Source organism: Pseudomonas sp. CCNWLW23, assembly GCF_037095675.1.
GTDB lineage: Bacteria > Pseudomonadota > Gammaproteobacteria > Pseudomonadales > Pseudomonadaceae > Aquipseudomonas > Aquipseudomonas atacamensis.
On record NZ_JBAWKM010000001.1, the window covers coordinates 196,566 to 212,777 of the forward strand.

A 16,212-nucleotide genomic window follows, 5' to 3' on the forward strand; every position below is an offset into this window, starting at 1 on the left:
TCTCCTTGTTATCGGTGAAGGCGCGACGGCTGGCCGCCGCGCCCGGCGCATCAGACGGCGAAGAGCAGGTACTCACGCTCCCAGGAACTGATCACGCGCTTGAAGTTTTCATGCTCGGCCCGCTTGACCGCGACGTAGCCGGTGATGAAGGTCTTGCCGAGGTACTTCTCGATGGTCGCGCTGTTTTCCATACGCTCCAGCGCGTCTTCGATGGTCAGCGGCAGGCGCAGGTTGCGGCGCTCGTATCCACGACCGACCACTGGCGCGCTCGGGTTCAGGCCCTCGACCATGCCGATGTAACCGCAGAGCAGGCTCGCGGCAATCGCCAGGTACGGGTTGGCGTCGGCGCCCGGCAGGCGGTTTTCCACGCGGCGGTTCTGCGGGCCGGCATCCGGTACGCGCAGGCCGACGGTACGGTTCTCTTCGCCCCACTCGACGTTCACCGGTGCCGATGTGTCCGGGAGGAAGCGGCGGAACGAGTTGACGTTCGGCGCGAACAGCGGCAACAGCTCGGGGATCAGCTTCTGCAAGCCACCGATGTGGTGCAGGAACAACTGGCTCATGGTCCCGTCTTCGTTGGAGAAGACGTTCTTGCCGGTCTGAATGTCGATGATGCTCTGGTGCAGGTGCATGGCGCTGCCCGGCTCGCCGGTCATCGGCTTGGCCATGAACGTCGCCGCCACGTCGTGCTTGAGCGCGGCTTCGCGCATGGTGCGCTTGAACACCAGAATCTGATCGGCCAGCGACAGGGCATCACCGTGACGGAAGTTGATTTCCATCTGCGCGGTGCCGTCTTCGTGGATCAGTGTGTCGAGGTCCAGCTCCTGCAATTCGCACCAGTCGTAGACGTCTTCGAACAGCGGGTCGAATTCGTTGGCCGCTTCAATGGAAAACGACTGCCGGCCGATTTCCGGACGGCCCGAGCGGCCGATCGGCGGCTGCAACGGATAGTCGGGGTCGTCGCTGCGCTTGGTCAGGTAGAACTCCATTTCCGGCGCCACGATCGGCTGCCAGCCCTTGTCGGCATACAGCTTCAAGACCTTCTTGAGAACGTTGCGCGGCGACAGCTCGATCGGGTTGCCTTGCTTGTCGTAGGTGTCGTGGATCACCTGCGCGGTCGGCTCTATGGCCCACGGCACCAGGTACACGGCGTTCTGGTCGGGGCGGCAGATCATGTCGATGTCGGCCGGGTCGAGCAGTTCGTAGTAGATGTCGTCTTCGACGTAGTCGCCGGTCACGGTCTGCAGCAGCACGCTCTCCGGCAGACGCATGCCTTTCTCGGCGATGAACTTGTTGGTCGGCGAGATCTTGCCCCGGGTAATACCGGTCAAATCGCCGATCATGCATTCGACTTCTGTGATCTTGCGGTCTTTCAACCAATCGGTGAGCTGGTCGAGGTTGTTACTCATAAATGCCTCTGGGCTGAGTCTCCTGACGCGATGTCAGGCAATTTTGACGCTTGCGGCGTCGCGTTAAAGGGGGCTTGCTCGCGCAGTGCCGGCTTACGCCTGGCACCGCGCATAGACAATGAAAGAGGAGCTTACCTGCCCTTGACGCTGGCGTTGCATTTCCCGTGCACTTTGCAAACGTGCAGAATCACAAGCATGACGCTGAGTGCGGCACGGGCTTTGAGAGGGAAAGAGTTCTATAGTGAAAGGAGACGCCATAAAGCGGATGCTGTGCCCGACGTCCAGAATATCGGACGCTGCCGTTTTGCCGGATGTTGGCGAGCGTGTCGTCAACAGGCTGCGCGCCTTGCTGGCTGCGCTACGGACGGATTGATCGCCACTGATGTGATGAGCATGCAGACCGGACTGTTGCGAGCAGTCGGTGATGCCGATTAACGGCAGGCGAGACATGAAGCACCCCGGTATTATTGCTGTTATGGGTTTGACCGGAGCTTAGCCTTGTTCATTTTTTTACACAACACCCCCGTAAAAAATACAACACGGCCTGCTCAAGCCCGCAGCTGAGCAACGTTCAAGGTTTGAAAAAACGCCCCAAAGTGCCCCATAAATGCCCTTCAAGCGCTTTTTCGGGGCAAAAAAGGCCTCGCTTGACTTCGGCAGGCCGTTCGGGTTGACTGAAACCAGAAAAGATCAATGATTGATATTTTTAACAACAAAGGTGTTGCATCATGTCGGTACCCCCGCGTGCCGTTCAGCTTAACGAAGCGAACGCGTTCCTTAAGGAACATCCTGAGGTTCTGTACGTTGACCTTCTGATTGCGGATATGAATGGTGTGGTGCGCGGCAAGCGCATCGAACGCACCAGCCTCCACAAGGTTTACGAGAAAGGCATCAACCTGCCGGCCTCTCTATTTGCTCTGGATATCAACGGCTCCACGGTGGAAAGCACCGGTCTGGGCCTGGACATCGGCGACGCCGATCGCATCTGCTATCCGATCCCCGATACCCTGTGCAACGAGCCATGGCAGAAGCGCCCGACCGCGCAGCTGTTGATGACCATGCACGAACTCGAAGGCGATCCGTTCTTCGCCGATCCCCGTGAAGTGCTGCGCCAGGTGGTGACCAAGTTCGACGAGCTCGGCCTGACCATCTGCGCCGCCTTCGAACTCGAGTTCTACCTGATCGACCAGGAAAACGTGAACGGCCGTCCGCAGCCGCCACGCTCGCCGATCTCCGGCAAACGCCCGCACTCGACGCAGGTCTACCTGATCGACGACCTCGACGAATACGTCGACTGCCTCCAGGACATTCTGGAAGGTGCCAAAGAGCAAGGCATCCCGGCCGATGCGATCGTCAAGGAAAGTGCCCCGGCGCAGTTCGAAGTGAACCTGCACCACGTCGCCGACCCGATCAAGGCCTGCGACTACGCCGTCCTGCTCAAGCGTCTGATCAAGAACATCGCCTACGACCATGAAATGGACACCACCTTCATGGCCAAGCCGTATCCGGGCCAGGCGGGCAATGGTCTGCACGTACACATTTCGATTCTGGACAAAGCCGGCAAAAACATTTTTGCCAGCGAGGATCCCGAGCAGAACGCCGCGCTGCGTCACGCGATCGGCGGTGTGCTCGAGACCCTGCCGGCGCAGATGGCTTTCCTCTGCCCGAACGTCAACTCCTACCGTCGCTTCGGCGCGCAGTTCTACGTACCGAACTCGCCGTGCTGGGGCCTGGACAACCGCACCGTGGCGATCCGCGTACCAACCGGTTCAGCCGATGCCGTACGTATCGAGCACCGCGTGGCCGGCGCCGACGCCAACCCGTACCTGCTGATGGCTTCGGTACTTGCCGGCGTGCACCACGGCCTGGTCAACAAGATCGAACCGGGCGCGCCTGTCGAAGGCAACAGCTACGAGCAGAACGAACAGAGCCTGCCGAACAACTTGCGCGATGCCCTGCGCGAGCTGGACGACAGCGAGGTGATGGCCAAGTACATCGATCCGAAGTACATCGATATCTTCGTCGCCTGCAAGGAAAGCGAGCTGGAGGAGTTCGAACACTCCATCTCCGACCTTGAGTACAACTGGTATCTGCATACCGTTTAAATGGTTTGCAGCTTCAAAAAAACGCCGTTGGCTGATTCAGCCAGCGGCGTTTTTTTATGGCCGAACACAAAACCTGTGGCGAGGGGATTTATCCCCGTTGGGTTGCGAAGCAGCCCCAAATCCATCCCACTCGGTGCGTCAGGAATACCCGGCTCTCAGGGTTTACGACTGCTGCGCAGCCGAACGGGGCGGTGCGACGTTTCGCTAAATCCCCTCGCCACAGGGTACTGGCAGACAACACCTGAACCGCCTCGTACAATGCCCGCTGCCCCGCAGGAGACTTCCATGACGCGTCCCGCCACCGTCCGCAAACCCCGTGCCCGCAGTCAGGCGCGGATCGATTCGATCCTCGATGCCGCGCGCACGCTGCTGGCGGCCGAGGGCGTGGCCAGTCTGTCGATCTACAGCGTCGCCGAGCGCGCGCAGATTCCGCCCTCCTCCGTGTATCACTTCTTCGCCAGCGTACCGGCGCTGCTCGAAGCGCTGACCGCCGATGTCCACGCAGCCTTCCGCGCTTGCCTGCAAGCGCCGATCGATCACGATGCTTTGCGTGACTGGCGAGATCTGTCGCGACTGGTCGAACAGCGCATGCTCGAGATCTACGACCAGGATGCGGCCGCACGGCAATTGATCCTGGCGCAACACGGCCTGACCGAAGTGACCCAGGCCGACCGCCAGCACGACCTCGAACTGGGCGACCTGATGCACAAGCTGTTCGACCAGCATTTCGAGTTGCCAAGGCTGCCGGACGATGTCGATGTGTTTGCCCTGGCGATGGAACTGGGCGACCGCGTATATGCTCGTTCGGTGCAGCAGCACGGGCAGATCACCCCGCGCATGGCCGAGGAAGGGATGCGCGTGTTTGATGCCTACATTGGCCTGTATCTACCGCCGTATCTGCCCAAGCGCTGAGACATGATCGTTCCCACGCGCAGCAAAGGAATGCAGCCCGTGACGCTCCGCGTCACTGGACGCGGAGCGTCCCTAGAGGCATTCCCACGCGGAGCATGGGAACGATCGACAGGCACAAAAAACCCCGCAGGGCTCACACCCTCCGGGGTTGTTTTTTGTTCACCGGCTTACAACTTGGCGATCGATACCTCGGTGGATTTCACAAAGGCGATCACTTCGCTGCCGACCACCAGCTCCAGCTCTTTCACAGAGCGGGTAGTGATCACCGAAGTGACGATGCCCGAAGCGGTCTGCACGTCGATTTCCGACAGCACGTCGCCGAGGACGATTTCCTTGATCGAGCCTTTGAACTGGTTGCGCACGTTGATGGCTTTGATAGTCATGGCATTGATTCCTGTCGTTGATAAAGGTGTTATTGCGCCCAACGCAATTGCGTAGGCAGGGGTGAAACGGGTTCCGGCGCCGGCGGTTCGCCGGGCAGGGACAGAACACGGTTGAGCACTTCGGTTTCCAGTGCGGCGAGGCGATGCGAGCCACGCACCCTGGGGCGCGGCAGTTCGACGTGCAGGTCGAGGCCGACTTCGCCGTCCTCGATCAGAATCACCCGATCGGCAATCGCCACCGCTTCACTGACGTCATGGGTCACCAGCAGCACGGTAAAACCGTGTTGCTGCCACAGCCGTTCGATCAGTTGCTGCATCTCGATGCGGGTCAGCGCATCCAGTGCGCCGAGTGGTTCGTCGAGCAGCAGCAGACGCGGCTGGTGAATCAGCGCCCGGGCCAGCGCCACGCGCTGCTTCTGGCCACCGGACAATGCCGCCGGCCACTCATTGGCGCGATCAGCCAGACCCACGGCTTCCAGTGCATCCAGCGCTTGCTGGCGCCAGTTGCCCTTGAGGCCGAGACCGACGTTGTCGATGATCCTTTTCCACGGCAGCAGCCGCGCTTCCTGGAACATCAGCCGCGTATCGTCGCGCGCCTGGCTGAGCGGCGCGGAGCCGGCCAGCAGCTCGCCGCCAGTCGGTTGATCGAGGCCGGCGAGCAAGCGCAAGAACGTGCTCTTGCCACAACCGCTGCGCCCGACCACGGCGACAAATTGCCCCGCCGGAATGTGCAGATCGATGTCGCGCAGCACCTGGCGCGCGCCGAAGGTTTTCTGCAGGTTGCGCACCGCCAGCGGAATCCCGCGCAGCAGGCGTGGAGGTTGTTGAGCAGTCATGCCGCACCTCCCTTGGCAACCTGATAGGCCGGGTGCCAGCGCAGCCACACACGTTCAAGTCCACGGGCGGCGAGGTCGGCGAGTTTGCCGAGCACCGCGTAAAGCAGGATCGCCAGCACCACCACGTCGGTCTGCAAGAACTCTCGAGCGTTCATCGCCAGATAGCCGATGCCGGAGCTGGCCGAGATGGTTTCAGCGACGATCAGCGTCAGCCACATGAAGCCCAGGGCGAAGCGCACGCCGACCAGAATCGACGGCAGCGCGCCCGGCAGAATCACCTGCCAGAACAGGCTGAAACCGCTCAGACCATAACTGCGCGCCATTTCCACCAGCGCCGGGTCGACGTTGCGGATGCCGTGATAAGTGTTCAGGTAAATCGGAAACAAGGTGCCCAGCGCCACAAGGAAAATCTTTGCTGACTCGTCGATGCCGAACCACAGGATCACCAGCGGAATCAGCGCCAGATGGGGCACGTTGCGGATCATCTGCACCGAGCTGTCGAGCAGGCGCTCGCCCCACTTCGACAGGCCGGTGATGAAACCCAGCACCAGACCAATGCTGCCGCCGATGGTAAAACCGAGTGCCGCGCGCCAGCCGCTGATCGCCAGGTGCGTCCAGATCTCGCCGCTGCGCACCAGACTGACACCGGCTTCGATCACCGCCACCGGGGCCGGCAGAATCCGTGTCGACAACCAGCCCGTCGACACCGACAACTGCCACACCGCCAGCAGCAACACCGGCAACGCCCAAGGCGCGAGGCTGTGGATAAATTTGTTCATGGCCGCGCCTCAGCTCTGCGATGCGGCTTTGGGCAGGATGTCGTTAGCGACCATCTCGCCGAACGGGCTGACATAACCGGCGCTCTTCGGCAGTTCCGGGCGTTCGACATCGAGGTGCGGGAACAGCAGCTCGGCCACGCGATACGATTCTTCGAGGTGTGGATAACCGGAGAAGATGAAGGTGTCGATACCAAGATCGGCATATTCCTTGACCCGCGCTGCCACGGTCGGGCCATCGCCGACCAGCGCAGTACCGGCACCGCCACGTACCAGACCGACGCCGGCCCAGAGGTTGGGGCTGACTTCGAGGTTGTCGCGGCTGCCGCCGTGCAGCGCGGCCATGCGTTGCTGGCCGACCGAATCGAAGCGCGCCAGCGAAGCCTGCGCACGTTGGATGGTGTCGTCGTCCAGATGCGAGATCAGCCGGTCCGCTGCCTGCCAGGCTTCGGCGTTGGTTTCACGGACGATCACATGCAGACGAATACCGAAGCGCACGGTGCGGCCGAGCTTGGCGGCTTTGGCCCGGACTTGTGCGATCTTCTCGGCCACCGCGGCCGGCGGCTCGCCCCAGGTCAGGACCATCTCGACCTGCTCGGCCGCCAGATCCTGCGCCGCTTCCGAAGAGCCACCGAAATACAGCGGCGGACGCGGTTGCTGGATCGGCGGATACAGCAGCTTCGCGCCCTTCACGCTAATGTGCTCGCCGTCGTAATCGACGGTTTCGCCTTCCAGCACACGGCGCCAGATACGGGTGAATTCCACCGAAGCCTGATAACGCTCTTGGTGATTGAGGAACAGACCGTCGCCGGCCAGTTCTTCCGGATCGCCACCGGTGACCAGATTGAACAGCGCACGCCCGCCGGACAAACGATCCAGCGTCGCTGCCTGCCGCGCCGCGACCGTCGGGGAAATGATCCCGGGGCGCAGGGCGACGAGGAATTTCAAACGCTGGGTCACCGGAATCAGTGAGGCCGCGACCAGCCATGAGTCTTCGCAGGAGCGCCCGGTAGGAATCAGCACACCGCCAAAACCCAGACGATCCGCCGCTTGCGCGACCTGTTGCAGATAACCGTGATCAACCGCGCGGGCGCCTTCGGCGGTGCCAAGGTAATGGCCGTCGCCGTGGGTAGGCAGGAACCAGAAGATATTGAGGCTCATGGAGTGGTCTCCTTGTGGATTCGAATTACTGGGCTGGGGAGCTTTGGGCCACAGCGGCCGGCGGGGTCCAGATCACATCCTTGATGCTCAACGGCTTGGGAATCAGCTTGAGCTGGAAGAACGTGTCAGCGATTTTCTGTTGCGCAGCGACCACTTCCGGGGTCAGGAACAACGCGCCGTAGCCCTGGCGTTTCACCGAGGTCAGGGTGATGTCCGCCGGCAGGCCCAGCAGTGGCGCGACCTGTTGCGTCACGTCTTCGAGATTGGCTTGCGACCATTCACCCACCGCGCGCACCTCTTCGACGAGGGTCTTGATCACCTCGGGATTTTTCTGCGCGTAAGGTTTGGTCGCGAGATAGAACTGGTGGTTGTCGACGATGCCTTTGCCGTCACGCAGGGTGTGCGCTTGCAGTTGTTTCTCGGCAGCGGCCTGGTACGGATCCCAGATGACCCAGGCGTCGACACTGCCACGTTCGAACGCAGCGCGGGCATCGGCCGGTGGCAGGAACACGGTCTGAATATCGCTGTACTTAAGGCCGGCGTCTGACAGTGCACGCACCAGCAGGTAGTGCACGTTGGAGCCTTTGTTCAGGGCGACTTTCTTGCCCTTGAGGTCGGCCACCGATTTGATCGGCGAGTCCTTCGGCACGAGGATCGCTTCGCTGTTCGGCGCTGGCGGTTCATAGGCGACGTAGAGCAGATCCGCGCCAGCGGCCTGGGCGAAAACCGGCGGGGTTTCGCCGGTCACGCCGAAATCGATCGAGCCGACGTTGAGGCCTTCGAGCAGCTGCGGGCCGCCGGGAAACTCGGTCCATTGCACGTCGACGCCTTGCGCGGCGAGGCGTTTTTCCAGCGTGCCTTTGGCTTTGAGCAGCACCAGCGTGCCGTACTTCTGATAACCGATCCGAAGGGTCTCGGCTTGAGCTTGGGTAATGGCGCCGAAGGTGACAGCCGCAGCAAACAGAGCGACCAGACCACGACGCAAAAATACAGTGCGCATAGCGCTCTCCTTTTTGCTGTTGGGTTTTGGCTGCACCTGCTTGCCCGTTGGCGGGCGAGTAAGGCCAGTACTTCAAATTTCGATGAGGCTTAAATGCTCCAGCGAGCACTCAACAAACGTTCGTTCAGCAGGCCCGGCTCCAGCGGTTTCGGCCGGCGCGCCATGGCACCGACGAACTGGTCCAGGGCCTCGTGCAAGCGCTGCTCCAGGGCCGGCGCCAGTTGCGCGGCGGCACTGCCTTCGCCGTAAGCGATCTGGCTGTCCTCGGCGAAAATGCCCTGAAGCATTTCCTGCGCTTTGAGTGCCGACAGCACAGGCTTGAGCGCGTAATCGACCACCAGCATGTGGGCGATGCTGCCGCCGGTAGCCATCGGCAAGACTACCTTGTGATTCAAGGCACGCTCGGGGAGCAGATCCAGCAGGGTCTTCAGCGCTCCGGAAAACGAGGCCTTGTACACCGGCGTGGCGATCAGCAGGCCATCGGCGTTTGCGATCTGTTGCAGCAGGTCGAGGACCTTCGGGCTGTCGAAGCGCGCGTGGAGCAGATCCTCGGCCGGGAAGTCCCGCACCTGATAACTCACCACTTCCACCCCTTGCTGTTGCAACCAGCGTTGCGAACGCTCCAGCAGCACCCCGGAACGGGAGCGCAGGCTGGGGCTGCCACCGAGTGAGACGACCAGCATTGCAGATTCCTTTAAGCGTTACGGGCGATTCGCAGGCTGCGATCTCGCTTCAATGGCAGTGACCTTACCAGCTGATTTATATATCCATAAATCATATTTATTCATTTGGTTATGCATTTAAGAGATATACCGCTGCGCAGAATACAGGCGAAAAAAAAGCCGTCGAAACGGCCGAAATTCCCCTGCGTAGTCACACGAAGATCGTTTCCACGCTCTGCGTGGGAATGAATCCATGGACGCTCCGCGTCCACTGTGACGCGGAGCGTCACGGGCGGCATTCCCACGCAGAGCGTGGGAACGATCAAAATCTCACTGACTTATTTGTTCGGCTGCGGCGTCAGGCGCAGGTACGGCTTCACCGCGCGATAGCCTTTGGGGAAGCGCTGCTTGATTTCGTCCTCATCCTTGAGCGACGGCACGATCACCACCTCTTCACCGTCCTGCCAGTTGGCCGGGGTGGCGACCTTGTAGTTGTCGGTGAGCTGCAGCGAGTCGATCACCCGCAGGATCTCGTGAAAGTTGCGCCCGGTGCTCGCCGGATAGGTAATGGTCAGGCGGATCTTCTTGTTCGGATCGATGACGAACAGTGAACGCACAGTCAGCGTGTCATTGGCGTTCGGGTGGATCAGGTCGTAGAGATCGGAGACCTTGCGATCGGCATCGGCCAGGATCGGGAAGTTGACGATGGTGTTCTGGGTTTCGTTGATGTCCTCGATCCACTTGTGGTGCGAGTCCACCGGGTCGACCGACAGCGCGATGGCCTTGACGCCACGCTGGCTGAATTCATCCTTGAGCTTGGCGGTGAAACCCAGCTCGGTGGTGCACACCGGGGTGAAGTCCGCCGGGTGGGAGAACAGCACGCCCCAGCTATCGCCCAGCCATTCGTGGAAACGAATCTTGCCGGCGCTGGAGTCTTGTTCGAAATCGGGGGCGATGTCGCCGAGTCTGAGGCTCATGGTGCTGCTCCTGATGAGGGATGGGAGACAACAACTGTAGCTCGTGATCGAACAGCGTGAAAAAGAATAAATAACTAGATATCTAGATCATTAATGAATATTAAACATCTGTTCATTGGACACCGGCCGGCATCGCGACGAATATCGGTTGCAAGGTTCGAGAAGGCCTTGAGTTGCAGCAAAGAGGGAAATCGAGAAGGGCTTACGGGGGTGAGCCTGACTCGAAACGCAAAAGCCCCGTCCGGCGCGATGCCGGACGGGGCTTTTTTTGCTTCAGTTACTTGGTCGAGCTGTTACAGCAGCGGGATCGAGTAGCTGAGGATCAGGCGGTTTTCGTCCTGGTCGCGTTGACCGGCGATGTCGTTGCGCCACGTAGCGTTTTTCCACATGAAGCCGACGTTCTTCAACGGGCCTTCCGGAACAACGTACGCCACGGTCAAATCGCGTTCCCACTCGGAGGCGCCATTCGAGGTTTGCACACGACTACCGTAGGTATCAATGTTGTCGCCGCGCAGATAAACCATGCCAGCGGTCAGGCCTGGCACGCCAACTTTGGCGAAGTCATAGGAGTAGCGTGCCTGCCAAGTGCGCTCGCCGGCACGGTTGAACTTCTGGATCTGCATGTCGGTGATCGTGTAGTTAGACGAGCCGTCACCCTGGTTCAGCCAAGGGAAGTCGCTGCTGCCGTTGCTCACCTGATAGCCGCCACCAAAGGTGTGACCGGCAACGGTATAAAGGAACAAGCCGCTGTACAGGTTGTTGTCGACCTTACCTTTGCCGTTACCCAGCGTACTGTTGCCGTACGCACCGTTGCTGAAGTAGTCCGAATCGTTGCCATTGCGGCCGTCATCGGAGCTATTGAAGTACCGGAAGTCGGACTTCAACACACCTGGGCCAATCGACCAGTTATGCACCAGACCCAGGAAGTGTTGCTTGTAGAAGTTTTCCAGGTTGCCGTAGTAGTACTGGGCCGTCAGATCCTTGGTGATTTTATAGTCACCACCGGCGTAGATGAACTTGTTGCTGTTTGTGGTGCGCGCAGTTGCGCCACCGATCGACAGCTGTTCATTGTTGCTGGAGTTACGACCTTTCACGTGCTCGATCTGGCCACCGACCAGCGTCAAGTCCTTGATCTCGCCGGAAGTAATCTGGCCACCCTGCCAGGTTTGCGGCAGCAGACGACCGTCGTTGGTGACGATGACCGGGTTCTTCGGCTGCAAGGTACCCAGCTTCAGCTCTGTCTGGGAAATCTTGGCTTTAGCCGTCAGACCCAGGCTCGAGAAGTTATCAACAGCTTCGCCATTGGATTTGCTTGGGAATACAGTTCCGCCGTACGAAGTCGAGGTCGCACCGTTGGTACCACCGCCCGAATCCAGGCGAACGCCCAGCAGACCGATAGCATCGATACCAAAACCTACGGTGCCTTGGGTGTAGCCGGAGATGAAGCGCAGATCGAAGCCTTGGCCCCATTCTTCGTTCTTGCTCTGCACACCGTTACGCTTGTTAGCGGGACTATTGGCAGCGCTATCACGGTTATCGTTGTTGATATAGAAGTTACGCAGCCCCAGAGTAGCCTTGCTGTCTTCGATGAAACCGGCGGCGCCTGCCTGCTGCGCCATAACCCCAACGGCCACAGCCAGGGCCAAGGTGGACTTGTTCATGTATCGCTCCTCTCGTTCTAATTCTTGTGTTCCTGGTTCGGGGTCGATTTGCCCTGAATCCTAAGATGCGCGATTAGCGCCAGACCGTGACTGCCAAGTCAATCGTAACCTTGTGTGTCTACGACCATCGTCTAATCGCCAGTGATTGGGTCCCTGCAGCGTAAAGACTTCCTGATAATCCCAAAAAGAATTTATTCATCCTTTTTCATACCATTCGGACATATGGCCCATTAATGGCCCTTTGCGCCGGGAAACAGCGTATCGGCGCCTAAGCTCATTCCTAAATGGTATTTGTTGACCTTTTTTTAGATCGATTAGCTTTGCCGTGCTCCCAACACGGCAAATCCCATCGAAAAGGCGACGCATCATGGCGAAACGCGCACTATCAAGTCAATTTGTTACAGTTTGTGTGTCGGCACTGCTTTCTTTTTCCGCACATGCCGCCAGTCTGACGGTCGGCTACCAGACCGGGATCGATCCGAGCAAAGTGCCGCAGGCCGATGGTGTCTATGAAAAAACCATCGGCGAGAAGATCGACTGGCGTCGTTTCAACAGCGGCCCGGAAGTCGTCACTGCCATTGCTTCTGGCGACGTGCAGATCGGCAACCTTGGCTCAAGCCCACTGGCAGCAGCTGCTTCACGCAATCTGCCGATCGTGGCGTTTATCGTTTCGGCGCAGATTAATGCCGCCGAAGCCTTGGTGGTGCGCAACGGCAGCGGCATCGACAAACCACAGGACCTTATCGGCAAGACCATCGCCACGCCGTTCGTGTCGACCTCGCACTACAGTCTGCTTGGGGCGTTGAAGCACTGGGGCTTGACTACCTCGCAAGTCAAAGTGGTCAATCTGCAACCGGCCGAGATTGCCGCCGCCTGGAAGCGAGGCGACATCGACGGGGCGTTTGTCTGGTCGCCGGCACTGGGCGAGATCCGCAAGACCGGCAAGACCCTGACCGACGCCGCCCAGGTCGGCCAGTGGGGTGCGCCGACCTTCGAGGTGTGGGTGGCGCGCAAGGACTTTGCCGAGAAGCATCCCGAGGTCGTGGCCAAGTTTGCCAAGGTCACCCTGGACTCGTTCGCTGATTACGCCGCACACAAAGACAGCTGGACGGCCGACTCGGTGCCTGTGCAGAAAATCGCCAAATTGACCGGTGCCAACGCAGCAGATGTGCCGGAACTGATGGCCGGTTCGGCGTTCCCGGATGCCAAGGCGCAGCAAAGCACCGCGCTGCTGGACGGCGGCACCGCCAAGGCCATTGCCGAAACGGCGAAATTCTTGAAGGAACAAGGCAAGGTCGAGACGGTGCTGCCTGATTATTCGCCGTACGTCAGCGCCAAATTCATCACTGACTGAATGCAGAACCCTGTGGTGAGGGGATTTATCCCCGCTGGGTCGCGTAGCGACCACCTATGTTTTCACTTGGAAACGCAAGGGGACTGCTGCGCAGTCCAGCGGGAATGAATCCCCTCGCCACAGACCTCTCTGTTGTTCAGAGGGTCTTTTCGAAGATCTTCGAATTACGCTGATAGTTGTACAGCGACGCCCGTGCCGCTGGCAGGCGTTCCACGCTGCTCGGCTCGAATCCGCGCTCGCGGAACCAGTGCGCGGTGCGCGTGGTGAGTACGAACAGGGTTTTCAAACCCTGCGCCCGCGCACGGGTTTCGATGCGTTCTAGCAATTCGTCGCCGCGTCCGCCATGGCGATACTCGGGACTCACCGCCAGGCACGCCAGTTCGCCGGCATCGGAATCGGCAATCTGATACAGCGCCGCACAGGCGATGATCATGCCTTCGCGCTCGACCACGCTGAACTGCTCGATCTCGCGCTCCAGCACTTCCCGCGAGCGGCGCACCAGAATGCCCTGCTCTTCCAGCGGACTGATCAGGTCGAGCAGGCCGCCGACGTCTTCAATCGCCGCCTCGCGCACCAATTCGAATTGCTCCTGCGCCACCAGCGTACCGCCACCGTCACGGGTGAACAGCTCCGTCAGCAGTGCGCCGTCTTCGGCGTAACTGACGATATGACTGCGCGCCACGCCGCCACGGCAGGCTTCGGCGGCGGCATCGAGCAACTCCGCTTGATAGTTGCTCATGCCCAGACGCTGCAAATGGGCCGGCACTTGCTGTGGGCGCAGTTCGCGCACCAGTTTGCCGTTCTCGTCGATCAGGCCGAGCTCGGCGCCGAACAACAGCAGCTTGTCCGCGCCCAGATCAATGGCGGCGCGAGTGGCGACGTCTTCGCAGGCAAGGTTGAAGATCTCGCCGGTCGGCGAATAGCCCAGCGGCGACAGCAGCACGATCGAGCGCTCGTCGAGAAGGCGGTTGATGCCCTTGCGATCAACCCGACGCACTTCACCGGTGTGGTGATAGTCGACACCTTCCAGCACACCGATCGGCCGCGCGGTGACGAGGTTGCCGCTGGCCACGCGCAGGCGCGAGCCCTGCATCGGCGACGAGGCCATGTCCATCGACAGCCGCGCTTCGATGGCGATGCGCAACTGGCCGACCGCGTCGATCACACATTCCAGGGTCGCGGCATCGGTGATGCGCATGCCGTGATGGTAATGCGGGGTCAGGCCACGGGCGGCGAGGCGGGTTTCGATCTGTGGGCGCGAGCCGTGCACCAGCACCAGACGCACGCCCAGACTGTGCAGCAAGACCAGGTCGTGGACGATGTTGCCAAAGTTGGGATGCTCGACGCCGTCGCCGGGCAGCATGACGACGAAGGTGCAATCGCGGTGGGCATTGATGTAAGGGGACGCGTGGCGAAGCCAATTAACGTATTCGGGCATGAACCTGGGCCTGTAATAAAGAGCAGCCGAAAAAAGGGGCGAAACGAAAAACGCACAGCGGGCTGATGGTTATCGTCGGAACAGGCTTGGCGACACGCGCGCTCTCCTCATGAATACGGGTTGTGGTGCAGGCAATTTACCGGGTTGATGCAAGACATTTAACCCTGTGGCAGCGAGCCTGCTCGCGAAAACGGTGGATCAGGTTCATCAATGGCGGCTGACAAAACGCTTTCGCGAGCAGGCTCGCTCCCTCACAGGGCCATCATCGTTCGTCTGTCGTCAGGCAGTAATGTTCAATCAACTGCCGAATCAGATGCACGGTAGGCTGCAAACGTGACATTTCAAGGTACTCGCCGGGTTGATGCGCGCAGGCAATGTCGCCGGGGCCGAGGACGATGGTTTCGCAGCCGAGGCGCTGAAGATAAGGCGCTTCGGTGCCGAACGCTACTGCTTCGGCGCGATGGCCGGTGAGCTTTTCGGCGATGCGCACCAGTTCGGCATCCTCTGACTGTTCGAACGGCGGTACTTCCGGGAACAGCGGTTTGTAATCGATTTTCACCTTATGCCGCTCGGCCACCGGGTTGAGCTTGCGCAGGATTTCCGCGCGCAGCAGGTTCGGGTCCATGCCCGGCAGCGGTCGCAGGTCGAACTCCAGCGAACACTGGCCGCAGATGCGATTGGGGTTGTCGCCGCCATGGATGCAGCCGAAGTTCATCGTCGGTTGCGGCACGCTGAATTGTGGATTGCTGAATTCGCGCTGCCACAACAGGCGCAGACCGCGCAGTTCGCCGATGGCATCGTGCATCGCTTCAAGGGCGCTGTGGCCCAGACGCGGATCAGACGAGTGGCCGCTCTGCCCGAGAATGTCGATGCGCTCCATCATGATGCCTTTGTGCATGCGAATCGGCTTGAGCCCGGTCGGCTCGCCGATCACCGCCGCGCGGCCCAGCGGCTGCCCGGCCTCGGCCAGCGCGCGAGCGCCGGACATCGAGCTTTCTTCGTCGCAGGTGGCGAGGATCAGCAGCGGTTGCTTGAACGGCTGATCGAGCAGCGGCCGTACGGCTTCGATGATCAGCGCGAAGAAACCCTTCATGTCGCAGCTGCCCAGCCCGACCCAGCGGCCATCGACTTCAGTGAGCTTCAGCGGGTCGGTCTGCCACAACGCGTCGTCGTACGGCACGGTGTCGCTGTGCCCGGCCAGCACCAGGCCGCCGGGGCCGCTGCCGAAACTGGCGAGCAGATTGAATTTGCCGGGGCTGACCTGCCGGATATCGCAGCTGAAGCCCAGGTCACCGAGCCAGCCAGCGAGCAGATCAATGACGGCGCGGTTGGACTGGTCCAGGTTCGGTTGAGTACAGCTGACCGATGGCGCGGCAATCAGCGCGGCGAACTGGTCTTGCATGGACGGCAATGGCATCACTGACTCCAGGTCCCGGATTGAGGCCCACTATAGAACCATCCGGCGCGCGGAATAAACCGCCGCAGGGCGTAGGAAGTTTGACTCCTGTACACTGCACGGCCTTGGCAGCCACACATTC

14 protein-coding genes are annotated in these 16,212 nt (G+C 60.4%); 3 read left to right on the forward strand and 11 right to left on the reverse strand.

What is annotated here, in order from left to right; genetic code table 11:
• Positions 1 to 50: 50 nt before the first annotated feature.
• Complete coding sequence (locus tag V8J63_RS00900) at positions 51 to 1,409, reverse strand: glutamine synthetase family protein (RefSeq protein ID WP_016772658.1); 1,359 nt, start codon at positions 1,407 to 1,409, stop codon at positions 51 to 53.
• 728 nt (positions 1,410 to 2,137) lie between these two features.
• Here V8J63_RS00900 and V8J63_RS00910 point away from each other — a divergent pair.
• Both V8J63_RS00910 and V8J63_RS00915 read left to right on the forward strand, forming a co-directional pair.
• Positions 2,138 to 3,514 (forward strand): glutamine synthetase family protein, encoded by a 1,377-nt coding sequence (locus V8J63_RS00910; RefSeq protein WP_016772657.1) that lies wholly within the window; start codon positions 2,138 to 2,140, stop codon positions 3,512 to 3,514.
• Positions 3,515 to 3,799: 285 nt separating this feature from the next.
• Positions 3,800 to 4,426, forward strand: coding sequence for a TetR/AcrR family transcriptional regulator (locus V8J63_RS00915; protein ID WP_042607059.1), 627 nt, complete (start codon positions 3,800 to 3,802; stop codon positions 4,424 to 4,426).
• Positions 4,427 to 4,593: 167 nt separating this feature from the next.
• Here the strand turns inward: V8J63_RS00915 and V8J63_RS00920 are convergent, their stop codons facing one another.
• The 8 genes from V8J63_RS00920 to V8J63_RS00955 all read right to left on the reverse strand — a co-directional run bounded on the left by V8J63_RS00920 (position 4,594) and on the right by V8J63_RS00955 (position 11,882).
• A complete protein-coding gene (locus V8J63_RS00920; protein WP_003229256.1) occupies positions 4,594 to 4,809 on the reverse strand; it encodes a TOBE domain-containing protein in 216 nt (71 codons plus the stop codon).
• A 29-nt stretch (positions 4,810 to 4,838) separates the two neighbouring features.
• Positions 4,839 to 5,645 (reverse strand): aliphatic sulfonates ABC transporter ATP-binding protein, encoded by an 807-nt coding sequence (gene ssuB / locus V8J63_RS00925; protein ID WP_016772655.1) that lies wholly within the window; start codon positions 5,643 to 5,645, stop codon positions 4,839 to 4,841.
• Complete coding sequence (gene ssuC / locus V8J63_RS00930) at positions 5,642 to 6,424, reverse strand: aliphatic sulfonate ABC transporter permease SsuC (RefSeq protein ID WP_122612327.1); 783 nt, start codon at positions 6,422 to 6,424, stop codon at positions 5,642 to 5,644. The genes ssuB and ssuC overlap by 4 nt, the downstream gene beginning before the upstream one ends.
• 9 nt (positions 6,425 to 6,433) lie before the next feature.
• Positions 6,434 to 7,582: an FMNH2-dependent alkanesulfonate monooxygenase gene (ssuD, locus tag V8J63_RS00935; RefSeq protein ID WP_130901495.1), complete on the reverse strand. Its 1,149-nt coding sequence runs from the start codon at positions 7,580 to 7,582 to the stop codon at positions 6,434 to 6,436.
• Between the two features lie 25 nt (positions 7,583 to 7,607).
• Positions 7,608 to 8,582: a sulfonate ABC transporter substrate-binding protein gene (locus V8J63_RS00940; protein WP_130901496.1), complete on the reverse strand. Its 975-nt coding sequence runs from the start codon at positions 8,580 to 8,582 to the stop codon at positions 7,608 to 7,610.
• Positions 8,583 to 8,671: 89 nt separating this feature from the next.
• Positions 8,672 to 9,265, reverse strand: a complete 594-nt coding sequence (ssuE, locus tag V8J63_RS00945; RefSeq protein ID WP_130889098.1) for an NADPH-dependent FMN reductase — start codon at positions 9,263 to 9,265, stop codon at positions 8,672 to 8,674.
• A 317-nt stretch (positions 9,266 to 9,582) separates the two neighbouring features.
• A complete protein-coding gene (locus V8J63_RS00950) occupies positions 9,583 to 10,221 on the reverse strand; it encodes a peroxiredoxin (RefSeq protein ID WP_024014725.1) in 639 nt (212 codons plus the stop codon).
• A 293-nt stretch (positions 10,222 to 10,514) separates the two neighbouring features.
• Positions 10,515 to 11,882, reverse strand: coding sequence for an OprD family porin (locus tag V8J63_RS00955; protein WP_071172168.1), 1,368 nt, complete (start codon positions 11,880 to 11,882; stop codon positions 10,515 to 10,517).
• A 367-nt stretch (positions 11,883 to 12,249) separates the two neighbouring features.
• Between V8J63_RS00955 and tauA the strand changes: the two genes are divergently transcribed.
• Positions 12,250 to 13,236 (forward strand): taurine ABC transporter substrate-binding protein, encoded by a 987-nt coding sequence (tauA, locus tag V8J63_RS00960; protein WP_336463446.1) that lies wholly within the window; start codon positions 12,250 to 12,252, stop codon positions 13,234 to 13,236.
• A 136-nt stretch (positions 13,237 to 13,372) separates the two neighbouring features.
• On the opposite strand, the gene argA is transcribed toward tauA, so the two are convergent.
• Complete coding sequence (argA, locus tag V8J63_RS00965; protein ID WP_130889097.1) at positions 13,373 to 14,674, reverse strand: amino-acid N-acetyltransferase; 1,302 nt, start codon at positions 14,672 to 14,674, stop codon at positions 13,373 to 13,375.
• A gap of 262 nt (positions 14,675 to 14,936) precedes the next feature.
• Complete coding sequence (gene argE / locus V8J63_RS00970) at positions 14,937 to 16,091, reverse strand: acetylornithine deacetylase (RefSeq protein WP_130889096.1); 1,155 nt, start codon at positions 16,089 to 16,091, stop codon at positions 14,937 to 14,939.
• Between the last annotated feature and the right edge of the window lie 121 nt (positions 16,092 to 16,212).